The 21,123-nt window shown below is 64.6% G+C and carries 19 protein-coding genes; 17 read left to right on the forward strand and 2 right to left on the reverse strand.

Annotated elements, in window-relative coordinates:
- The first annotated feature begins 66 nt into the window (after positions 1-66).
- The 4 genes from PMI42_RS15805 (at position 67) to PMI42_RS15820 (ending at position 3,055) form a co-directional block, all read left to right on the forward strand.
- A complete protein-coding gene (locus PMI42_RS15805) occupies positions 67-711 on the forward strand; it encodes a YoaK family protein (protein ID WP_008135797.1) in 645 nt (214 codons plus the stop codon).
- Between the two features lie 57 nt (positions 712-768).
- Entirely contained in the window at positions 769-1,608 is an 840-nt protein-coding gene (locus PMI42_RS15810; protein WP_008135798.1) for a shikimate dehydrogenase, read from the forward strand.
- Positions 1,609-1,663: 55 nt separating this feature from the next.
- Positions 1,664-2,290 (forward strand): hypothetical protein, encoded by a 627-nt coding sequence (locus PMI42_RS15815; RefSeq protein WP_008135800.1) that lies wholly within the window; start codon positions 1,664-1,666, stop codon positions 2,288-2,290.
- Between the two features lie 156 nt (positions 2,291-2,446).
- Positions 2,447-3,055, forward strand: a complete 609-nt coding sequence (locus tag PMI42_RS15820; protein WP_008135801.1) for a single stranded DNA-binding domain-containing protein — start codon at positions 2,447-2,449, stop codon at positions 3,053-3,055.
- 336 nt (positions 3,056-3,391) lie between these two features.
- On the opposite strand, the gene PMI42_RS15825 is transcribed toward PMI42_RS15820, so the two are convergent.
- Positions 3,392-4,528 carry an alpha-hydroxy acid oxidase gene (locus tag PMI42_RS15825; RefSeq protein WP_008135802.1) on the reverse strand — a complete coding sequence of 379 codons (1,137 nt, stop codon included), beginning with the start codon at positions 4,526-4,528 and terminating at the stop codon, positions 3,392-3,394.
- 131 nt (positions 4,529-4,659) lie between these two features.
- On the opposite strand from PMI42_RS15825, the gene PMI42_RS40060 reads away from it, so the two are divergent.
- The 11 genes from PMI42_RS40060 (at position 4,660) to PMI42_RS15875 (ending at position 15,749) form a co-directional block, all read left to right on the forward strand.
- Complete coding sequence (locus tag PMI42_RS40060; protein WP_008135804.1) at positions 4,660-4,827, forward strand: hypothetical protein; 168 nt, start codon at positions 4,660-4,662, stop codon at positions 4,825-4,827.
- A gap of 222 nt (positions 4,828-5,049) precedes the next feature.
- Positions 5,050-6,393 (forward strand): phosphoglucosamine mutase, encoded by a 1,344-nt coding sequence (gene glmM, locus PMI42_RS15830; RefSeq protein WP_008135806.1) that lies wholly within the window; start codon positions 5,050-5,052, stop codon positions 6,391-6,393.
- Between the two features lie 209 nt (positions 6,394-6,602).
- Positions 6,603-7,856, forward strand: coding sequence for an MFS transporter (locus PMI42_RS15835; RefSeq protein ID WP_008135809.1), 1,254 nt, complete (start codon positions 6,603-6,605; stop codon positions 7,854-7,856).
- Between the two features lie 226 nt (positions 7,857-8,082).
- Positions 8,083-8,916 (forward strand): outer membrane protein, encoded by an 834-nt coding sequence (locus PMI42_RS15840; RefSeq protein WP_008135812.1) that lies wholly within the window; start codon positions 8,083-8,085, stop codon positions 8,914-8,916.
- 168 nt (positions 8,917-9,084) lie between these two features.
- On the forward strand, positions 9,085-9,846 hold the full coding sequence (locus PMI42_RS15845) for an outer membrane protein (protein WP_008135813.1): 762 nt from the start codon (positions 9,085-9,087) through the stop codon (positions 9,844-9,846).
- A gap of 73 nt (positions 9,847-9,919) precedes the next feature.
- Positions 9,920-10,510, forward strand: a complete 591-nt coding sequence (locus tag PMI42_RS15850; protein ID WP_008135814.1) for a glutathione S-transferase family protein — start codon at positions 9,920-9,922, stop codon at positions 10,508-10,510.
- A 28-nt stretch (positions 10,511-10,538) separates the two neighbouring features.
- Complete coding sequence (locus PMI42_RS15855; protein WP_008135816.1) at positions 10,539-11,003, forward strand: GNAT family N-acetyltransferase; 465 nt, start codon at positions 10,539-10,541, stop codon at positions 11,001-11,003.
- A gap of 158 nt (positions 11,004-11,161) precedes the next feature.
- Entirely contained in the window at positions 11,162-11,368 is a 207-nt protein-coding gene (locus PMI42_RS15860) for a hypothetical protein (RefSeq protein ID WP_008135817.1), read from the forward strand.
- 79 nt (positions 11,369-11,447) lie between these two features.
- Positions 11,448-12,620 (forward strand): phosphoserine transaminase, encoded by a 1,173-nt coding sequence (locus PMI42_RS15865; RefSeq protein WP_008135820.1) that lies wholly within the window; start codon positions 11,448-11,450, stop codon positions 12,618-12,620.
- A 166-nt stretch (positions 12,621-12,786) separates the two neighbouring features.
- The gene (gene serA, locus PMI42_RS15870; protein WP_008135822.1) at positions 12,787-14,376 is read left to right on the forward strand and encodes a phosphoglycerate dehydrogenase; all 1,590 of its coding nucleotides are present in this window, start codon (positions 12,787-12,789) and stop codon (positions 14,374-14,376) included.
- Positions 14,377-14,576: 200 nt separating this feature from the next.
- Positions 14,577-15,749, forward strand: a complete 1,173-nt coding sequence (locus PMI42_RS15875; protein WP_008135823.1) for a thiolase family protein — start codon at positions 14,577-14,579, stop codon at positions 15,747-15,749.
- Positions 15,750-15,827: 78 nt separating this feature from the next.
- Here the strand turns inward: PMI42_RS15875 and PMI42_RS15880 are convergent, their stop codons facing one another.
- Complete coding sequence (locus PMI42_RS15880; RefSeq protein ID WP_008135824.1) at positions 15,828-17,504, reverse strand: methyl-accepting chemotaxis protein; 1,677 nt, start codon at positions 17,502-17,504, stop codon at positions 15,828-15,830.
- A gap of 491 nt (positions 17,505-17,995) precedes the next feature.
- On the opposite strand from PMI42_RS15880, the gene PMI42_RS15885 reads away from it, so the two are divergent.
- Both PMI42_RS15885 and PMI42_RS15890 read left to right on the forward strand, forming a co-directional pair.
- Positions 17,996-18,967: a helix-turn-helix transcriptional regulator gene (locus PMI42_RS15885; RefSeq protein WP_008135825.1), complete on the forward strand. Its 972-nt coding sequence runs from the start codon at positions 17,996-17,998 to the stop codon at positions 18,965-18,967.
- A 171-nt stretch (positions 18,968-19,138) separates the two neighbouring features.
- On the forward strand, positions 19,139-21,115 hold the full coding sequence (locus PMI42_RS15890) for a methyl-accepting chemotaxis protein (protein ID WP_008135826.1): 1,977 nt from the start codon (positions 19,139-19,141) through the stop codon (positions 21,113-21,115).
- Positions 21,116-21,123 lie beyond the last annotated feature (8 nt).

Raw genomic sequence — 21,123 nt, forward strand, 5'->3', positions numbered from 1 at the left:
GCGCACGCACTTCTCAAGCCGGCTGATTTGACCGACACTGCCGCGTCACGGCGGTGGTGGATCGGAATGCTCAATTCGGGTCGCAATGTTGCGCTGGCCTGCGCGCTCAGCATGGTCGCGGGCTATGTCGACGGCATCGGCTTCCTGCATCTCGGCGGCTTGTTCGTCTCCTTCATGAGCGGCAATTCCACGCGCCTCGGCGTCAGCCTTGCGGAGGCCCAATGGTGGCAGGCCGCCGGCGCCCTCGGTCTCATCGCGCTGTTCGTCGCCGGTGCTGCAGTCGGCAGCCTCGTCGTGCTCGGCGGCGGCGCCGGGCGGCAGCCATGGCTGCTCCTGATCGAAGCCGTGCTGCTCGCCGCTGCCGCGCTCTGCCATGCCTATGGCCTGCCGAACCTCGCGATCGCCGGCATCGTGCTCGCGATGGGGTTGGAGAATGCCGTGTTCCAGATCGACGGCGGCGCCGGGCTTGGCCTCACCTATGTCACGGGCGCGCTGGTCAAGGTCGGGCAGCTCCTCGCCGTCAGCCTCACCGGCGGGCCGCGTTGGGGCTGGGCGCCGAACCTCCTGCTGTGGGCGGCGCTGGTTGCGGGCTCGGCGGCCGGCGCGCTCGCCTATGCCTGGATCAACCTCGCCGCGATCTGGTTCGCCGCGGGCGCGGCGCTGGCAATGGCCGCGATCGTCGCGGTGGCGCTGCCGCGCCCGCGCGCTTGACAGAGCCGGCGGGACGCGAAATGGATCGCCTGCAACGTTACACGCCCCGGGGGGAAGATGACCGCGCCCAAGATGCCCGCAGCCTGTCTGATCGGATGGCCGGCAGCGCATTCGCGCTCGCCGCTGATCCATCATTACTGGCTGCGCACGCTCGGGATCGAGGGCGGCTATGTCATCGAAGCGGTGCCGCCCGATGATCTCAGGGATTTCGTGTTGCGGCTGTCGCTGCGCGGCTTCGTCGGCGCCAACGTCACCATTCCGCACAAGGAAGGCGTGCTGGAGCTGTCGACGCCCGATGCGCGCGCCAGGGCCGTGGGCGCCGCCAACACGCTGTGGTTCGCGGACGGCGAGCTGCACGCGACCAACACCGACGTCGAAGGTTTTGTCGGCAATCTCGATGCCAGCGCGCCCGGCTGGGACGACGCCGAAGAGGCGCTGGTGCTCGGCGCCGGTGGCTCGTCCCGCGCTGTCCTGTTCGGCCTGCTCGAACGCGGCATCAAGCGCATCCATCTCGTCAACCGCACCATCGCGCGGGCCGAGATCCTTGCAAGGCAGTTCGGGCCGAACGTGCATCCCGTGACGTGGGACGCCATAAATGACGTGCTGCCGCGCGCAAAACTTCTCGTGAACACAACCTCGCTCGGCATGCACGGCCAGCCTTCACTCGATGTTGACGTGGCGCGCCTGCCGGACGGTGCGGTCATCGCCGATCTCGTCTACGTGCCCCTGGTGACGCCGCTGCTGGCGGCAGCAACGGCGCGCGGCCTGAAGACCGCCGACGGGCTCGGCATGCTGCTGTACCAGGCGGTGCGCGGCTTCGAGCTGTGGTTCGGACAAAGGCCCGAGGTCACTGCCGAGCTGCGCGCGCTGGTCGAGGCCGATCTCACAAAGACTTGAGAGAATAGTGCGCGGCCTTCGGCGTTCTATCTCCGTGGGACAACCGGAGACCGTCATGACCATTCAACGCGCCACTTTCACACGCCCGCTCGTCGCCGTCGCGATGGTGGCCGCTTCCACCCTCTGTGCCGTCGCGCAAAAGGCGCCGGTGCCGACGCGGGTGCGCGGTACGATCGAGAGCGTCAACGGCGACACGATGCAGGTCAAGTCGCGCAGCGGCGAGGACGTCAAGCTGCACATCGCGTCCGACGTGCGGGTCGCCGGCATTACCAAAATTTCACTCGCCGACATCAAGGTCGGCTCCTTCGTCGGCGCCACCACCGTGCCGGGTCCTGACGGCGGCGACAGCGCCGTCGAGGTCCATGTGTTTCCCGAAAACATGCGCGGCACCGGCGAGGGCTCGCGCCCCTATGACCTCAAGCCGAACTCGAGCATGACCAACGCCACGGTGTCGGAGAGCGTGGTCGGCAATGACGGCCATACGCTGCTGGTCAAGTACAAGGACGGCGAGAAGAAGGTGTTCGTCCCCGACGACACGCCGGTGGTGACCTTCGTCCCCGGTGACAAATCCGACCTCAAGGCCGGCGCCAAGGTCATCGCCTTCATGAAGCAATTGCCGGACGGCTCGTTCGAGACCAATCGCATCAGCGTCGGACGCGACGGCCTGACCCCGCCGATGTGACCACATTTCGTAGCCCGGATGGAGCGCAGCGAAATCCGGGGGACGCGGTACGACCTTCCCTCATTGCGCTTCCCTCCATCCGGGCTACGGACTGCCGGAATACGCGGTCAGGCTCGGTGTTTGTTCCTGCGCAGCCAACTCCCCCGGAGAAACATCATGTCGAAATCGCCTTTGCTTGCGGCGCTGTTCGCCGTTGCCCTTGCTTCGATCGCCTCTGCCCAGCAGGCGCCGACGGTCCGCATCCGCGGCACCATCGAGAGCGTGGACGGCAACACGCTCGCCATCAAGACCCGCGAGGGCACCGACGTAAAGGTCAACATGACCGACAATGTCGCGGTGTTCGCCGTGGTCAAGACCTCGCTGTCGGAGATCAAGGATGGCTCCTATATCGGCGTCACCGGCATGCCCGAGCCCGACGGCACCCAGAAGGCGATTGCCGTGCACATCTTCCCGGAGAACCAGCGCGGCGCCGCCGAAGGTTTTCGCCCCTGGGATGCCCGCGCCAACTCGACCATGACCAACGCCACCGTGGCGCAGACGGTGAAGGGCACCGACGGCCAGAACATCACGGTGAAGTACAAGGACGGCGAGAAGAAAGTCGTGGTGCCGCCGGACACCCCGATCGTCACCTTCATCGCCAGCGACAAGTCCGAGATCAAGCCCGGCGCCAAGCTGATCATTTTCGGCGCGGCGAAGAAGGAAGACGGCTCGCTGGAGGCGAACCGGGTCAACGTCGGCCGCGACGGCATCACGCCGCCGATGTGAGGTTGGAGCTGTCGCTACATTCCCGCTGTCGTCCCGGACAAGCGAAGCGCAGATCCGGGACCCATAACCACAGGGAGAAATTGTTGCGCGCAGCAGGTCACTCCGAGTCCCCGTAACCACGCCTGCCTGTGGTTATGGGTCCCGGGCTCGCGCTGCACGCGCCCCGGGACGACGGTGGAATTTGGCGCAACGAACGTCCGTCATGCCCAGTATTGTAGGGTGGGCAAAGGCGCGAAGCGCCGTGCCCACGTCTTCTCTCGCGTTTCGCGAAATTGGTGGGCACGCGTCGCTTTGCCCACCCTACGGCAGTTAAGAGCGGGGAGAGGTTAGGGCACCTCACACCGCAATGATCTGATCGTCGATCTCGTCGATCCTGTTGACGCCGCACAGGCCCATGGTCGTGAGCAGCTCCTTCTGGATGATCTCGATCGCCTTGGCGACACCGGCCTGGCCGCCAGCACCTAGCCCATAGGCATAGGCGCGGCCGATCATGCAGGACTTTGCGCCGAGCGCGAGCGCGCGCATCACGTCCTGGCCGGAGCGGATGCCGCCGTCGAACATCATCTCCATCTTGTCACCGACCGCGTCGACGATCTCCGGCAGCACCTCGATCGAGGACGGCGCGCCGTCGAGCTGACGGCCGCCATGGTTGGAGACCACGATCGCCTGCGCGCCGGTCTTCGCGGCGAGTTCGGCGTCCTCGACGTCGAGAATGCCCTTCAGGACCAGCTTGCCCGGCCAGATCGAGCGGATCCAGTCGATGTCGCTCCAGTTCAGCGAGGTGTCGAACTGCGAATTGATCCAGGTCGAGAGCGAGGTGATGTCGTCGCTGACCTTGAGATGACCTGCGAGATTGCCGAAGGTGCGGCGCTTGCCCTGCAGCACGCCCGACACCCAGGCCGGCTTGGTGGCGAAATCGATCAGCTTCGACAGCGACCATTCCGGCGGCACCGTCATGCCGTTCTTGATGTCCTGGTGACGCTGGCCGATCACCTGCAGGTCGACGGTCAGCACCAGCGCCGAGCATTTCGCCGCGATGGCGCGCTCGATCAGCGCCTTGATGAAGCCGCGGTCCTTCATGACGTAGAGCTGGAACCAGAACGGCTTCTCGACATTGGCGGCGATGTCCTCGATCGAGCAGATCGACATCGTCGATTGCGTGAACGGGATGCCGGCGGCCTGCGCGGCGCGGCAGGCGTGGATCTCGCCGTCGCCGTGCTGCATGCCGAGCAGGCCGACGGGCGCCAGCATCAGCGGCATGGTCGAGGGCTCGCCCAAAATCGTGGTCGAGGTGTCGCGCTTGGAAACGTCGACCAGGATGCGCTGGCGGAACTTGATGTTCTGCATGTCGTCGCGATTGGCGCGCAGCGTCTCCTCGGCATAGGAGCCGCGGTCGCAATAGTCGAAGAACGCCTTCGGCACGCGGCGCTGATGCAATGTGCGAAGATCGTCGATACAGGTGATGTGCTTCATGAACGTTCCCCGGCCCGTCTTGTCTCGGAAGTCTTGCAAGAAGCTTGTCGGACAAGAGTCTTGCATCGGAAGATCGAGGGGTCATCTAGCATGGTTGGATGCACAGCCAAATCGTTTGAGAAGAGGGCGCCATGAGCAAACCGCAGGGACAGCCGACACCGGAAGAGATCAAGGAGAAGAAGGACCTCGAGGACGCCCTCGAAGAGGGCCTGGAAGAGACCTTTCCGGGCTCCGATCCGGTCAACGTCACCCAGCCGGCGCCGAGCCGCGCCGACGGCCATGTGAAGCGCTCAACCTGAGGCCGGGTTCCGCGCCGCTCCCGGCGTCTCAGCCGGAAATATAATGTTAACAATAAGTTACCGGAGCTAGGCCGGCTCCGGTTCCGTAATGATTCATCATATTTTTTGAAGCCAAGTTAGCCGCGCAGGCTTTATAAGACCTCAGCAAATCAGGGATGCGGGGCCCGCTCGGGCATCCGGAGGTTGTCGCGGGGATTCCTGGTTGTTGCGTTGGGGGACGATATGAGCCGCAAATATTTCGGGACGGACGGGATTCGGGGCCGCGCCAACGGACTGATCACGCCGGAGCTCGCGCTCAAGGTCGGCCAGGCCGCGGGCCTTGCGTTTCAGCGCGGTGACCACCGCCACCGGGTCGTGATCGGCAAGGACACCCGCCTGTCCGGCTACATGATCGAATACGCCATGGTCGCCGGCTTCACCTCGGTCGGCATGGACGTGCTGCTGGTCGGCCCGATGCCGACGCCGGCGGTCGCGATGCTGACCAAGTCGATGCGCGCCGATCTCGGCGTGATGATCTCGGCTTCGCACAATCTGTTCGAGGACAACGGCATCAAGCTGTTCGGCCCGCAGGGCTTCAAGCTCTCCGACGACGTCGAGAAGCAGATCGAGCAGCTGCTCGACGAGCCGATCGAGAAGCGGCTGGCACAGAGCGCGAGCCTCGGCCGCGCCCGCCGCATCGACGGCGTGCATGACCGCTACATCGAATTCGCCAAGCGCACGCTGCCGCGCGACCTCTCGCTCGACGGCCTGCGCGTCGTGATCGATTGCGCCAATGGCGCCGCCTACAAGGTGGTGCCGGAAGCGCTGTGGGAGCTGGGCGCCGACGTCGTGCCGATCGGCGTCGAGCCCGACGGCTTCAACATCAACAAGGATTGCGGCTCGACCTCGCCGGAAGCGCTGTCGCGGAAGGTGCGCGAGATGCGCGCCGACATCGGCATTGCGCTCGACGGCGACGCCGACCGTGTCATCCTGGTCGACGAGCGCGGCCACGTCGTCGACGGCGACCAGCTGCTCGCGGTGATCGCGCAGAGCTGGAAGGAAGACGGACGCCTGTCGCGTCCCGGCATCGTCGCCACCGTCATGTCCAATCTCGGGCTGGAGCGCTTCCTCAAGGGGCAGGGGCTTGACCTCGTGCGCACGCCTGTCGGCGACCGTTACGTGCTCGAGCAGATGCTGGGCGGCGGCTACAATCTCGGCGGCGAGCAGTCCGGCCACATCATCCTGTCCGACTACGCCACCACCGGTGACGGTTTTGTCGCGGCCTTGCAGGTGCTGGCGGTGGTGCAGAAGTCGCGCCGGCCGGTGTCGGAAGTCTGCCACCGCTTCGACCCGCTGCCGCAGATCCTCAAGAATGTCCGCCACAAGGGCGGCAAGCCGCTCGACGATTCCGACGTCAAGTCGGCCATCTCCGACGGCGAGAAGCGCCTCAACGGTCACGGCCGCCTGCTGATCCGCTCGTCGGGCACCGAGCCCGTGATCCGCGTCATGGGCGAGGGCGAGGACCGCATCCTCGTCGAGGACGTGGTCGACACCATCGTCTCCGCGCTCGGACAGGCGGCGGCGTAAGGCACGATCGTAGCCCGGATGGAGCGCAGCGAAATCCGGGATTCGTGCAACGGGCTATGAGGCCCCGGATTGCGCTTCGCTCCATCCGGGCTACGGCGGCGCAGCGAAATAAGCCCACGCATCCCAGCCATTTGCGATTGGCGGTGGTTCCACCGCCGTCTGCATCGTAATTAGCGGATCGCGGCAATCTGCCGCGCCGGGATGCTGCCTTGAACAAGCCTGTCGTCGTCTCTGAGGAAACGCTGACCGAGCCCGTCGTCGTCAGCGACGTCGCGCCTGCCGCTGCCGCCAGGGCCGCGGGGCCGGCCTATGTCGTGCTCGCCGGCATCAGCTTCTCGCACTTCCTCAACGACACCATGCAGTCGCTGATCGCCTCGGTGTATCCGATCCTGAAGGACACCTACGCGCTCGACTTCGCGCAGATCGGCATGATCACGCTGGCGTTCCAGTTCACGGCCTCGCTGCTCCAGCCGGTGGTCGGCCATTACACCGACAAGAAGGCGCAGCCTTACTCGCTGTCGATCGGGATGGCCTCGACCTTCTTCGGGCTGTTGCTGCTCAGCGCTGCGCACCAATATCTCGTCATTCTCGTCGCGGCCGCGCTGGTCGGTCTTGGCTCGGCGGTGTTCCATCCGGAGTCCGCGCGCATCGCGCGGCTCGCTTCCGGCGGCCGCTACGGCTTTGCGCAATCGGTGTTCCAGCTCGGCGGCAGCTTTGGCACCTCGATGGGGCCGGTGCTCGCCGCGCTGATTGTGGTGCCGTTCGGGCAGGGCAGCATCGCCTGGTTCTCGTCGATCGCGTTCTTGGCCATCGTCATTCTCTGGCGCATCGGCCGCTGGTATGAACCGCAGATCAAGGCGAAGAAGACGGTAGCGGTTCAGGCCCATCCAGACGCGCCGAGCTCGCGCCGCGTTGCCGTCGCGCTCCTCGTGCTCGTCGCGCTGCTGTTCTCGAAGCAGCTCTACGTCTCGAGCCTGTCGAGCTACTACATCTTCTATCTGATCGACCGTTTCGGCGTGTCGACGCAGGCCGCGCAGATGTATCTCTTCATCTTCCTCGCGGCGAACGCGGTTGGCGCATTTCTCGGCGGACCGCTCGGGGATCGCTTCGGACGCAAGATCGTGATCTGGATCTCGATCCTCGGCGCGCTGCCGTTCACGCTGGCGCTGCCCTATGCCGGGCTCTATGCGAGCGCGGTGCTGTCGGTCATCATCGGCCTGATCATCTCCTCGACGACGTCGTCGATCATCGTGTTCGCGCAGGAGCTTGTGCCGCACCGCTTCGGCATGATCTCCGGCGTATTCTTCGGCGTTGCCTTCGGCATCGGCGGCCTCGGTGCGGCCGTGCTCGGCAAGCTCGCCGATCACACCTCGATCGAGTTCGTCTATCAGGTCTGCGCCTACCTGCCGGCGATCGGCCTGCTGGCGGTGTTCCTGCCGAAGCTGCCGCGGCACGTTCGTTAACAAATCGTCCGTCGCTGCATTGCGGCTTCATCAATCGTTAGCAATTGCGGCGCGCACCTGCCGCATTTTTGCAACGCTTGCGGCGCACGCGCGTGTGGGGTCAGAAAAAATCAACCTTAAAAATTAGGGTTAAGTGGCGCTTAAACATTTGGTGCGATCGTCCGGCCGTGAGTTTCCAGAACGTGGGGCCTGTGTATTTGCCTCACCGGCCAAAAGGACGAAGCCAATGCGTAGCGTTAAGTCTCTCCTTGCCGCGGGTGCGGCAACCCTGATCTCGTCGATGGCGTTCGCCGCCGATATGCCGATCGCGGCGCCCCCTCCGATGTACGCGCCGCCGGCACCGCCCGCCGACTTCGGCGGCTGGTATCTCCGCGGCGACGTCGGCATGACCAACCAGAGCGCCAAGCGCATCGATGGCGCGCTGCCGGCCGGGTATTCGAAGACGACGGAAGGCCTCGGCTTCGACTCTGCGGCGCTGTTCGATCTCGGCGTCGGCTATCGCTTCAACAACTGGTTCCGCGCGGACGTGATCGGTCAGTACCGTGGCAAGTCCAATCTGCACGGCAGCGACAACGTCGTTGGACCCGGCTTCGTCGGCGTCAACAACTACACCGGCAGCAAGTCCGAGTGGGTCGTGATGGCCAACGCCTACGTCGACCTCGGCACCTGGTGGTGCATCACCCCGTTCGTCGGCGCCGGTGTCGGTGGCTCCTACAACAAGATCAGCGGCTTCCGCGACGACGGCGTGTCCTACAGCGGCGGCGTGCTGTCCAACAGCGTCGCCTACTTCGCCGACAACGGAAAGTGGAACTTCGCCTGGGCCGCCCACGCCGGTCTCGCCTACAAGGTCAATCCCGGGTTCACCGTCGAACTCGCCTACAGCTACATGAATCTCGGCGACGGGGCGCCCGGCAACTACCGCCTGTTCGACAACAGCGCTTCGGGCCCGACCTCGATCAAGGTCAAGGAAATCACCTCGCACGACATCAAGCTCGGCGTGCGCTGGGATCTCAACAGCCCGCCGGCCTACATGCCGCCGCCGCTCGTCACCAAGGGCTGATCGTTCGCCCGATCGCTTAAGACTTCTTAACGGCGCGGGATCATCCCGCGCCGTTTTGCTTTGCGTATTTTTCATTGCTGGCGGCGACGACAGGCCCCGACGCAACCATTGGTTAAGGTTAACGAGCCATGATCAGCATTGAAAGTTCGAGTTCGATGGAGCGTTGCGATGCGTAGGCTTTTGCTGGCGGCGGTGATGTTGGGGACGGTGTCTGCCGCGCACGCGGCCGACATGCCCGATCTGCCGTTCCTGCGCGGCAGCTTCACCGACGGCCTGACCAGTGCGCGGCCGAACTGGCAAGGCTACTATGTCGGCGGCCAGGGCGACTACGGCACGGTGACGTCGAAGATCTCCTCTTCCATCAACAGCGATTTGCAGTCGACCTTCGTCACGCCTGGCCCGAGCTACAACTGGCAGCCGCTCGCAGCCGCGCAGAGCAGCGCCGCCGGTTACGGCGCGTTTGCCGGATACAACGGGCAGTGGGACGATGTCGTGCTCGGTATCGAGGCGAACTATATTCACAGCGGCTTCAAGTCGATGTCGAGCTCGGCCGGGCTGACATACAACAACGCCAATCAGGTCATTGCCACCACCGGGTCGGCCGCGGTCGTCGGCCTGTCGGACTTCGGATCGCTGCGCGCGCGCGCCGCCTATGCCTGGGGGTGCTTCCTGCCCTACGCCTTCATCGGCGGCGTCGTCGGCAGCCAGACCGTCGATCGCTACGCTTACGCCTCGGCGGGGTCTTTGCAGACGCCGACGACGTTCGCGACCAAGAGCAAGCTGGTCTATGGATATTCCGCCGGTCTCGGCATCGACGTCATGGTGGTCGGCGGCCTGTTTCTCCGCGCCGAATACGAATACCAGCGGGTGACGGCGGACATCGAATCGAACGTGAACACCGTCCGCGCCGGGGTCGGCTACAAGTTCTGACCTGCGTGCATGGCGCCGATTGACAGCGCCGGCCAGCCCTGATGCTCTGTCGCTCCAATAGGGGGCGGCGGCGATGCAGATCTACGGCGACAGCAATTCCGGCAATTGTCTCAAGGTGAAGTGGGTCTGCGACACGCTCGCGCTGCCTTACCGGTGGATCGAGATCGACACAAGCAAGGGCGAGACACGCACGCCGCAATTTCTGGCGATGAACGGCGCCGGCCAGGTGCCGACCGTGGCCTTCGACGACGGCCGCACGCTGGCGCAGTCCAACGCCATCATCCGCTATCTCGCCCGCGACAGCGCGCTCGTTCCGCGCGATGCCTTCATCGCGGCCAAGATGGACGAATGGCTGTTCTGGGAACAATACAGCCACGAGCCCTATGTCGCGGTGTGCCGCTTCCAGATGGTGTATCTCGGCAAGGACGCATCCGAGCTCGATCCTGAGAAGGTCAAGCGCGGCTATGCGGCGCTCGACCGCATGGAGCAGCATCTGGCGGCCAGCCGCTTCTTCGCGGGCGATGCGGTCTCGCTCGCCGACGTCTCGCTGCTCGCCTATACGCGCCTTGCGCATGAAGGCGGCTTCGATCTCGGCCGCTACGCGGCCATTCGGCGCTGGATCGGCGAGGCCGAGACCTTTCTCGGTCTGCCGCCGGCGCGCTGAGCCTGGCGCCGATTCCTGGAGTTTCCGTATGAACGACAAGTCCGTGTCGATCCGCCCCGCGCGCCGCGAGGACGTCCCTGCAATGATCGCAATGCTCGCCGACGATCATCTCGGGGGCGCGCGCGAGCGGGTGGAGGATCCGCTGCCGGCGTCCTATTACGAGGCATTCGCGCGGGTCGAGCGCGATCCGAATCTCACGCTCGTCGTCGCCGAGAGCGAGGGCAGGGTGGTCGGTTGCCTGCAACTCGCGGTGCTGTCGGGCATCAGCTCGCAAGGCGGCAGTCGCGGCCTGCTCGAGGACGTGCGCGTTGCTTCCGATTGTCGCAGCCGCGGCATCGGCGAGCAGTTGGTGCAATGGGCGGTGACGGAAGCGAAAGCGCGCGGCTGCAATTTGGTCGAACTGTTGACGCATCAGACGCGCGTCGATGCCCAGCGCTTCTACAAGCGGCTTGGATTCACAGCGAGTCATGTCGGCATGACTGTCCGCTTTTGAGGCAGCGTCTCGCGCGCGTTGCGCGATCAGCGAAATCGGATCGCGCGTTCGTTCATATTAAGAGTGGGTAAACTACCCCTCCGTCGTTCACGTTGAAGCGGGAACGAACGGTGCTACGCCAGCGTCTGAAACCGGGCTCGGTCGGTTCGGGGATTTCGATGACAAGCTATTCCATGATCAAGGTCGGCAACGACTACGTTGTGCAGGCCAATGACAAGTGCATTTTGAAAGTCGGCAGCCGCCGCCGTGCCGCGCAATTGATCAGCGATGCCACGGACTTGCTGAATGCGCTTCCGAGCGTTCAATCCCCGGAAATCGCGCCGGACGCACCTTCACTCCACCGTGAGGCGCCGGAACTTCCTTGACGACTCTTCCCGTTTCCCGTATCAGCCGCGGCGGGACACCTCCCCCCAACGGGAGGCTTACTATCTGGAAGGGTAGATCATGACTGTAGCGAAGCCCGCTTCGCGGCCCAACGTGCCGCATTTCTCCTCCGGCCCCTGCGCCAAGCGCCCCGGCTGGAACGCCCAAAATCTCAAGGACGCTGCGCTCGGCCGCTCGCATCGCGCGAAGGTCGGCAAGACCAAGCTGAAGCTCGCGATCGATCTGACGCGCGAAGTGCTTGAAGTGCCCGCCGATTATCGCATCGGCATCGTGCCGGCGTCGGATACCGGCGCGGTCGAGATGGCGCTGTGGTCATTGCTCGGTGCACGGCCCGTCACCACGCTCGCCTGGGAATCCTTCGGCGAGGGCTGGGTCAGCGACATCGTCAAGGAATTGAAGCTCAAGGACGTCACCAAGCTCAACGCGGCCTATGGTGAGATCCCCGACCTCTCCAAGGTCGATCCCAAGAGCGACGTCATCTTCACCTGGAACGGCACCACGTCAGGCGTGCGCGTGCCCAACGCCGACTGGATCGCGGCCGACCGCGAAGGGCTAACGATCTGTGACGCGACCTCGGCAGCGTTCGCGCAGCCGCTCGATTTTGCAAAACTCGATGTCGTCACCTTCTCCTGGCAGAAGGCGCTCGGCGGCGAAGCCGCGCATGGCATGCTGATCCTCAGCCCCCGCGCGGTGGAGCGGCTCGAGACCTACAAGCCGGCCTGGCCGCTGCCGAAGATCTTCCGCATGACCAAGGGCGGCAAGATCAACGAGGGCATCTTCGTCGGCGAGACCATCAACACGCCGTCGATGCTCTGCGTCGAGGATTATCTCGATGCGCTGAACTGGGCCAAGTCGATCGGCGGCCTCAAGGCGCTGATCGCGCGCGCCGACGCCAACACCAAGGTGCTGGCCGACTGGAAGGCGAAGACGCCCTGGATCGACTTCCTGGCCAAGGACGTCGCGATCCGCTCCAACACCTCGGTCTGCCTGAAGTTCACCGATCCCGCGATCACCTCGCTTTCGGACGACGCACAGGCCGACTTCTCCAAGAAGCTGGTTGCGCTGATCGAGAAAGAAGGCGCCGGCTACGACTTCGCATACTACCGCGATGCGCCGGCGGGCCTGCGCATCTGGTGCGGCGCCACCGTCGAGGCCAGGGATGTCGAGCTGCTGACGCAGTGGATCGACTGGGCCTTCGCCGAGACCAAGGCCACGCTCGCCAAGGCCGCGTGATGTTCCGACCCTCCCCTGAACGGGGAGGGTCGACGCACCGTCAGGTGCGGCGGGGTGGGGTGATCTCTCCACACGGCGCACTCGAAATTCACATCGATAGTTTCATCCCATCCCGGCGCTGAAGCGCCGACCCTCCCTTTTCAGGGAGGGAGCAGGAAACGTTCAGATGACCAAACCCAAAGTTCTCATTTCCGACGCGCTCTCGCCCGCCGCCGTGCAGATATTCAAGGACCGCGGCGTCGAGGTCGACTTCCAGCCCAACCTCGGCAAGGACAAGGACAAGCTCGCCGAGATCATCGGCAATTACGACGGCCTTGCGATCCGCTCGGCGACCAAGGCGACCGCAAAAATCCTGGAGAAGGCGACCAACCTCAAGGTGATCGGCCGCGCCGGCATCGGCGTCGACAATGTCGAGATCCCCGCCGCCACGGCCAAGGGCATCATCGTGATGAACACGCCGTTCGGCAATTCGATCACGACCGCCGAGCACGCCATCACCCTGATGCTGGCGCTGGCGCGCGAGATCCCGCAGGCCGACGCCTCGACCCAGGCCGGCAAGTGGGAGAAGAACCGTTTCATGGGCGTCGAGATCACCGGCAAGGTGCTCGGCGTCGTCGGCTGCGGCAACATCGGCTCGATCGTCGCCGACCGCGCGCTCGGCCTGCGCATGAAGGTGGTGGCGTTCGATCCGTTCCTGTCGCCGGAGCGCGCCAAGGACATCGGCGTCGAGAAGGTCGAGCTCGAGGACCTGCTCAAGCGCGCCGACTTCATCACGCTGCATACGCCGCTGACCGAGAAAACCAGGAACATCATCGACGCATCCGCGATCGCCAAGATGAAGAAGGGCGTGCGCCTGATCAACTGCGCCCGCGGCGGTCTCGTCGACGAGCAGGCCGTGGTCGACGCGCTCAACTCCAAGCACATCGCCGGCGCCGCCTTCGACGTCTTCGTCGAGGAGCCCGCCAATTCGAACGTGCTGTTCGGCCATCCCAACGTGATCTGCACGCCGCATCTCGGCGCCTCCACCACGGAAGCGCAGGAGAACGTCGCGCTCCAGGTCGCCGAACAGATGTCGGATTATCTGCTCACCGGCGCGATCTCGAACGCTGTCAACTTCCCCTCGATCACAGCGGAAGAAGCGCCGAAGCTGAAGCCGTTCATCGCACTCGCCGAGAAGCTCGGCTCGTTCGCCGGCCAGCTCACCGAGAGCGGCATCCTCAAGGTCGAGATCACCTATGAGGGCCACGTCGCCGAGATGAAGATCAAGGCGATCACCTCGGCCGTGCTGTCGGGCCTGCTGCGGCCGATGCTGGGCGAGGTCAACGTGGTGTCTGCGCCCGTCGTCGCCAAGGAGCGCGGCATGGTGGTGGACGAGATCGTCCGCGCCGCCCAGAGTGACTATGAGAGCCTGATCACCGTCACGGTCACCACCGAGCGGCAGGAGCGGTCGGTCTCGGGCACCGTCTATGCCGACGGCAAGCCGCGCCTCGTCGACATCAAGGGCATCCGCGTCGATGCCGAGTTCGGCAAGTCGATGATCTACGTGACCAACGAGGACAAGCCGGGCTTCATCGGCAAGTTCGCAAGCCTGCTCGGCGACGCCAAGATCAATATCGCGACCTTCCATCTCGGCCGCGTCGCGCCGGGCTCCGATGCCATCGCGCTGATCGAGGTCGACGGCGCGGTGCCGGCCGACGTGCTCGCCAAGGTGCAGGCCCTGCCGCAGGTCAAGCAGGTCAAGGCCCTGACGTTCTGAGCGGAGAAGAGCGCCGCTCGCGCACCGCGGAATGACGCTCATCATATATTCCGACATGCGGAACAACGCCGCCCTCTTCGCGAGGGCGGCGATTTTGTTGATGCAGCGCGGCGCTTTATTTTCTCCCGCGGCTGCCAAACTTTGTGTACCAATGGCGACCAGGACGCCTCCGTACCAATCGTTCGAAAAGGGAGAAAACAATGCGTGAAGCCGTCATCGTTTCCTATGCGCGCACGGGCCTGGCCAAGTCCGGCCGCGGCGGGTTCAACATCACCCCGCCGATGTCGCTGGCCGCGCACGCGATCAAGCACGCGGTCGAGCGCTCCGGCGTCGAGAAGGACTATGTCGAGGATTGCTATCTCGGCAATTGCGCCCATGGCGCGCCGAACATCGGCCGCCAGGCCGCGCTGCTCGCCGGCCTGCCGAAGACCACTGCCGGCGTCTCGGTGAACCGCTTCTGCTCCTCGGGGCTCCAGACCATCGCGATGGCCGCCAACTCGATCCGCTCGGACGGCGCCGACTGCATCGTCGCCGGCGGCGTCGAGAGCATCTCGATGCCGGGCGGCGGCACGCCGAAGGAATCGATCGACCCTGAACTGCTCAAGGTCGCCCCCGACATCTTCATGGCGATGATCGACACCGCCGACATCGTCGCCGAGCGCTACAAGCTCAGCCGCGAATACCAGGACGAGTTCTCGCTGGAATCGCAGCGCCGCATGGCGGCGTCGCAGCAGGCGGGCAAGTACAAGGACGAGATCGTCCCGATGAAGACGAAGATGAAGGTGGTCGACAAGGCGACCAAGGCCGAGTCGATCGTCGATTACGTCGTCGACCGCGACGAATGCAATCGTCCTGAAACCACGCTGGAAGGATTGGCAAAGCTCGAGCCGGTGAAGGGCCCCGGCAAGTTCGTCACCGCCGGCAATGCCAGCCAGCTCTCCGACGGCGCCGCCGCTGTGGTGCTGATGGAAGCCAAGGATGCCGAGAAGCGCGGCCTCAAGCCGCTCGGCCGCTTCGTGGCCTGGGCGACCGCCGGCTGCGAGCCCGACGAGATGGGCATCGGCCCGGTGTTCGCGATCCCGAAGCTGCTCAAGCGCACCGGCCTGAAGATCAACGACATCGATCTGTGGGAGCTCAACGAGGCCTTCGCCAGCCAGTGCCTCTACTCGCGCGACAAGCTCGGCATCGATCCCGCCAAGTACAACGTCAACGGCGGCTCGATCGCGATCGGCCATCCCTTCGGCATGACCGGCGCCCGTCTCACCGGCCACCTCCTCCAGGAAGGTGCGCGCCGCAAGGCCAAGTGGGGCGTCGTGACCATGTGCATCGGCGGCGGCCAGGGCGGCGCCGGCCTGTTCGAGATCTACAGCTGATCCGGGCCAGGCCGATCCGGACCACGGAAATGGGAAAGGCACGGCGCCGCAAGCGCCGTGCCTTTTTCGTTCAGGCGTTCAGGCCCGGTTCGCAATGGCTGTCGCTTCCGCCGCGGCGCGCTGCATGCTGTTCGACATCTCGTTCGTGACCGTGCTCTGTTCCTCGATGGCGGCGGCCGTCGATGTCACGTATTCGCTGACATTGTTGATCGCCTGCTTGATCGAATTCAGCGCAGTGACCACATCGCCGGAGATGCCGTTGAGGCTGCTGATCTCGGCGCCGATCTTGTCGGTCGCCTGCTTGGCCTGGTTGGCGAGGCTCTTCACTTCGGATGCGACCACGGCAAAGCCGCGGCCGGCTTCGCCGGCACGGGCGGATTCGATCGTTGCGTTCAGCGCGAGCAGGTTGATCTGGCCGGTGATGTTGTTGATCAACTCGACGATGCCGCTCATGGCCTGCGCCGCCTCGGTCAGGCGTTGCGCCTGCGCATCGGCGGTCGCGACCTGATCCACAGCGCTCATCGCGGTCTCGCGCGACTTGGTCATGGCCTCGGAGATCTCCCGCACCGAGGCGTTGAGCTCCTCCGAACCGGCGGCGACCGACTCCATCATGCCGCGAACCCGCTCGTTCCCCATGCGGACCAGCACCTGGCGGGTCACGTCGGTGGCATACTTCACGACCTTGAACGGCTTGCCGTTGAGGTCGTGGATGGGATTGTAGGAGGCCTGGATATAGACTTCCCTGCCGCCCTTGCCGATGCGCTTGTACTCGGCGGCCTGGTACTGGCCGCGGTTGAGCGCCGCCCAGAATTCGCGATAGGCGACGCCGTCGCGCTCCGACGGTTCGACGAACATGCTGTGGTGCTTGCCCTTGATCTCGGCCAGGGAATAGCCGAGCGCATTGAGGAAGTTCTCGTTGGCGGCGATGATCGTGCCGTCCATGTTGAACTCGATCACCGCCTGCGATTTGCCGATGGCATCGATCTGGCCCGCCAGGTCGGCATTCACGAGCTTCTGCTCGGTGACGTCGGTTGCGAACTTCACCACGCCGATCGGCTTGCCGGTGTCGTCCATCACGGGATTGTAGGAGGCGAGGATCCAGACCTCGCGGCCGCCCTTGCCGATGCGCTTGAACTCGCCGGCCTGGTATTCGCCGCGGTTCAGCGCCGCCCAGAATTCGCCGTACGCCGCACCCTCGCGATCGCCATGCGGCATGAATATGCTGTGATGCTTGCCCTGGATCTCGACGAGCGAATAGCCGAGCGCCTTGCAGAAGTTCTCGTTCGCATCGACGATCGTGCCGTCCAGCTTGAACTCGATCATGGCCTGCGCACGGTTGATCGCGGCGAGTTTCGACGCATCGGCCATGCCGCGGAGCTTCTTCGCGGTAATCTCGGTTGCGATCTTCACCACCTTGACCGGGATGCCGTCGCTGCCGATCACCGGATTGTAGGACGCTTCGATCCAGATCTCGTGACCGCCCTTGGCGATGCGCTTGAACTCGGCGGCCTGAAACTCACCGCGATTGAGCGCCGCCCAGAATGCCTTGTACTCTGCGCCGTCGCGCGCGTCGGCCGGCACGAACATGGAGTGGTGCTTGCCGCGAATCTCGTCGATCGAATAGCCGAGAGTTTTGAGGAAATTCTCGTTGGCGGTGACGATCGTTCCATCCATGGCGAATTCGATCATGGCTTGCGAACGGCCGACCGCCTCGATCATGGCTTTCGCGTCGCCGTTTGCCCTGCGGCCAAACATGTCGTTTACCTCTTCGTTCTGTCGATTGCCGTGTTTCTTCGACGCTCGCCGCTGCAATCCCCGTCAGCGCCGCCGAACTGCCGGCAGAGGTATCTGAATCAAATTATCAGTTTGTTTGTCCGATCAAAGACACAACAGCCGCTTTCCGTCGCTGCCGTTAACCTGACGACGAGAGTTGCACCGCATGCCGGTGCGCGGGTGGGGTGCAGGCCGCCGATGATTGAAAGGCAGGCTAAGATCGCTATCGGAATTCAGCAATCCGCGATCGAGACGTGCTGCCGCTGCGGTCGGATCCGTAGTTGCGCGGAGCAGATTTCAGCAAAAGGCGCAGCACCCGCCTCCCCATATTGGGTAGATCGCACGAGGCTCGCGCGTCTTCCGGCGGACAGATGCGGCTATTCGGCGCGTTGGCGCGGACCGCGCGGTCCGTGCAACCTCTGAATGGTGGCTTGACCGGTGCTCCGGGCTAGACTCCGGAACGGAGGGCTGATTTGCGCGACGTCTCGTACCTTGATCGATATCCGTTGTTTCGCGCGTGCGACATCGAGGTCGCGCGCGATCATCTTTTTAGAATTTATGGCGCCGATCGATTTGACAGCCGCGATACCGATTTCGGCGTCGATGCCAACCTCGCGGGCCTCACCTCGATCGGGTTGGCCTACTGCTCATACGCCGGCGCGGCATCGTTGTCGTTTCCGGAATCCGACGTCATCCGGCAGTTCTTCGCCGTCGAAGGGATCGCCAGCTTCCGGGCGAAGTCCGCGAGCCGGCCGATCGCCGGATGGAGCCCGATGATTGCGGGCGACGCGCGACTGGATCTCGATTTTCCGGCAGGGTATCGCCAGCTGGTGGTCAGGATTGATACCGGCGCCCTGGAGCGCTTGCTGAAAAGCATCATCGGAGATCATTCCGACACCAGGCTGAACCTTGTCGAGGTCGATCCGGACCCGGCCGCGATGAGCTTCGTTCGGCAGGATGTGCTCAGGTTCGCCGAAGAGCTGGACAGGTTCGGGCGGAATTATTCGCCGACGGCGATCGCCGAACTCGAGCGGAGCCTGATGGTCCGGCTGCTTCTGGCTCATCGGCACAATTTCAGTCAGCGTCTGCACGACGCACCGCCCCGCGCCAACCGGTCGGTGGTCGACATCGTCGAAGCCTATATCGAAGCCCATTGGGATCAGCCGCTCGATCTGGAGGCGATCGCTGCCATCGCGGATGTCAGCGTCCGGACGGTGTTCCGGGAGTTCGCGGAATCGGGGCGGGGCTCGCCGGGGCTGTTTGCCAGGCTGGTCCGCTTGCGAAAGGCCGCAGAATTGCTGCGGCGGCCGGATCAGCACACCTGCGTGTTGTCCGTGGCCTTCAAATGCGGCTTCCGCAATGCCGGCCGTTTTGCCTCCGAGTACCGGCAGGTGATCGGCGAACTGCCGTCGCAGACGCTGGCGGCGGCGCGGCGGAAGCGATAGCCGGCGGCCGAGCCACATGCGCCGTGTTCCTGAGGCGTCTAGTGCACGCCACAGTGCACAATGGCGAGTATTGTCGGAAATGCACGTACTAATACGTGCCCGCAAGTTAACGGAAGGTTTGACGGGTTAGGGCTTCATATACCGTATCGGTCACCAACCAAATCCGGCACCATGATGCGGCTCTTCTCCCTCAGGCTCACTCACAAGATCACTGCGATCGGCGTTATTGGCGTCATCGGCGTCGTCCTGATCGGCGGCATCCATCTCTATGGCGAGCGTGCGATGGGCGTCTATCGCGATGCGGCCGAAGACGCGCGAACCGTGTTCGAGCTGAACAACAGGATCGCGGTCGAGCTGCTCGAAGCGCGCCGCGCCGAGAAGGATTTTTTGCTGCGCAGTGACGCGAGCAAGGCGCAGCGCCAGGCCGAGATCGGCAGGCAGGCCGGGCTCGACATCGAGACGCTGCGCGGCAAGGTCGCCGCGCTCGGCAAGCCGGAGCTGGCCCTGAATATCGACGCGATGAACGCCTCGCTGAAGACCTATCAGGCACGTTTCGCCGCGGTGGTCGATGAACGGCAGAAGCTGGGCCTCGACGAAAAGTCCGGTCTCGAAGGCCGCCTGCGTGCCTCGGTCCATGGCATCGAGAGCCAGGTCGACCAACTCCAGAATGCGCAGCTCAAGGTCATCATGCTGATGATGCGCCGGCATGAGAAGGATTTCATGCTGCGCCGCGACGCCAGATACGGCGATGACATGAAGAAGCGCGCGGCAGAATTTGCAGGCGTCCTCGACGCCGCGACCATCCCCGACAATGCGAAGGCCGAGCTGAAGCAGAAGCTCGCCGATTACCAGCGCGACTTTTCGGCCTGGATGGAGACTGCGCTGAAGCTTGCGGCCGAATTGAAGGCCATGTCGGAAGCGTTCTCGTCGGTCGAGCCCGTGATCGAGCAGGTCTCGAAAGCGGTCGAGGCCATCCGTGTCGAGGCCGACCGGCTGAACGATGTCGAGCGCGCCAGCATCCAGTTCTGGATCAGCGTTGCGATCGCGCTGATCGCATCCGGCGTGCTCGGCCTCGGCATCTTCATCGGCCGCTCCGTGTCAAAACCGCTGTCCTTGATGCGGGCGGCGATGATCGAGCTTGCCAACGGCAATTTCGCCATCGTGCTCCCGGGCCTCGGCCGTCCCGACGAGATCGGCGAGATCGCGCAGGCCGTTGAGACGTTCAAGATCAACGCCGAGCGCAAGGCACAGGAAGAGGCGGAGGAGAAGATCCGGCAGGACAAGCTCGCCGCCGAACGCCGCCGCGCCGACATGATCAGGATGGCCGACGATTTCGAGGGCGCGATCGGCGAGATCGTCGAAACCGTGTCGTCGGCTGCGACCGAGCTCGAGGCGTCCGCGACGTCGCTGACGACCACCGCCGGCCGCTCGACCGAGCTTGCCACGCTGGTCGAGGCGGCTTCCGAGGAGGCCGCGACCAACGTGCAGTCGGTGGCCTCAGCGGCCGAAGAGCTGACCGCGTCCGTCAACGAGATCAGCCGCCAGGTGCAGGCCTCCGCGCGCATGGCCGGCGAGGCCGTCAGCCAGGCCGGGCAGACCAACGACCGCGTCGGCGAATTGTCGAAGGCGGCCGCCCGCATCGGCGATGTGGTCGAGCTCATCAACGCGATCGCGGGCCAGACCAATCTGCTGGCGCTGAACGCCACCATCGAGGCCGCACGCGCGGGCGAAGCCGGGCGCGGCTTTGCGGTGGTCGCCTCCGAAGTGAAGGCGCTGGCCGAGCAGACCGCGAAGGCGACCGGCGACATCGGTCAGCAGATTTCCAGCATCCAGAGCGCGACGGAGGACTCCGTCGGTGCGATCAGGACCATCGGCGGCACCATCGAGCGCCTGTCCGAGATTTCTTCGACCATCGCCGCCGCGGTGGAGGAGCAGGGCGCGGCTACATCCGAGATCTCGCGCAACGTCCAGAACGCGGCCGCCGGCACCACGCAGGTCAGCGCCAACATCGCCAGCGTGCGCCAGGGCGCGACCGAGACGGGTTCTGCGTCGTCGCAGGTGCTGTCGGCGGCGCAGTCGCTGTCGAACGACAGCAACCGGTTGAAGGTCGAGGTCAGCAGGTTTCTGGACACTGTGCGCGCGGCGTGAGGTCGGGC

The sequence above is a fragment of the Bradyrhizobium sp. YR681 genome (assembly GCF_000282615.1).
Lineage (GTDB): Bacteria > Pseudomonadota > Alphaproteobacteria > Rhizobiales > Xanthobacteraceae > Bradyrhizobium.

What these genes read in the sequence shown, in the direction of transcription:
- glmM (WP_008135806.1), top strand. Translation starts at nt 5,050, where the DNA reads ATGAGCCGCAAATATTTCGGGACGGACGGGATTCGGGGCCGCGCCAAC.
- PMI42_RS15875 (WP_008135823.1), top strand. Translation starts at nt 14,577, where the DNA reads ATGCGTGAAGCCGTCATCGTTTCCTATGCGCGCACGGGCCTGGCCAAG.
- PMI42_RS15815 (WP_008135800.1), top strand. Translation starts at nt 1,664, where the DNA reads ATGACCATTCAACGCGCCACTTTCACACGCCCGCTCGTCGCCGTCGCG.
- PMI42_RS15825 (WP_008135802.1), bottom strand. Translation starts at nt 4,528, where the DNA reads ATGAAGCACATCACCTGTATCGACGATCTTCGCACATTGCATCAGCGC.
- PMI42_RS15855 (WP_008135816.1), top strand. Translation starts at nt 10,539, where the DNA reads ATGAACGACAAGTCCGTGTCGATCCGCCCCGCGCGCCGCGAGGACGTC.
- PMI42_RS15840 (WP_008135812.1), top strand. Translation starts at nt 8,083, where the DNA reads ATGCGTAGCGTTAAGTCTCTCCTTGCCGCGGGTGCGGCAACCCTGATC.
- PMI42_RS15865 (WP_008135820.1), top strand. Translation starts at nt 11,448, where the DNA reads ATGACTGTAGCGAAGCCCGCTTCGCGGCCCAACGTGCCGCATTTCTCC.
- PMI42_RS15820 (WP_008135801.1), top strand. Translation starts at nt 2,447, where the DNA reads ATGTCGAAATCGCCTTTGCTTGCGGCGCTGTTCGCCGTTGCCCTTGCT.
- PMI42_RS15880 (WP_008135824.1), bottom strand. Translation starts at nt 17,504, where the DNA reads ATGTTTGGCCGCAGGGCAAACGGCGACGCGAAAGCCATGATCGAGGCG.
- PMI42_RS15845 (WP_008135813.1), top strand. Translation starts at nt 9,085, where the DNA reads ATGCGTAGGCTTTTGCTGGCGGCGGTGATGTTGGGGACGGTGTCTGCC.
- PMI42_RS15805 (WP_008135797.1), top strand. Translation starts at nt 67, where the DNA reads ATGCTCAATTCGGGTCGCAATGTTGCGCTGGCCTGCGCGCTCAGCATG.
- PMI42_RS40060 (WP_008135804.1), top strand. Translation starts at nt 4,660, where the DNA reads ATGAGCAAACCGCAGGGACAGCCGACACCGGAAGAGATCAAGGAGAAG.
- PMI42_RS15890 (WP_008135826.1), top strand. Translation starts at nt 19,139, where the DNA reads ATGATGCGGCTCTTCTCCCTCAGGCTCACTCACAAGATCACTGCGATC.
- serA (WP_008135822.1), top strand. Translation starts at nt 12,787, where the DNA reads ATGACCAAACCCAAAGTTCTCATTTCCGACGCGCTCTCGCCCGCCGCC.
- PMI42_RS15860 (WP_008135817.1), top strand. Translation starts at nt 11,162, where the DNA reads ATGACAAGCTATTCCATGATCAAGGTCGGCAACGACTACGTTGTGCAG.
- PMI42_RS15810 (WP_008135798.1), top strand. Translation starts at nt 769, where the DNA reads ATGACCGCGCCCAAGATGCCCGCAGCCTGTCTGATCGGATGGCCGGCA.
- PMI42_RS15850 (WP_008135814.1), top strand. Translation starts at nt 9,920, where the DNA reads ATGCAGATCTACGGCGACAGCAATTCCGGCAATTGTCTCAAGGTGAAG.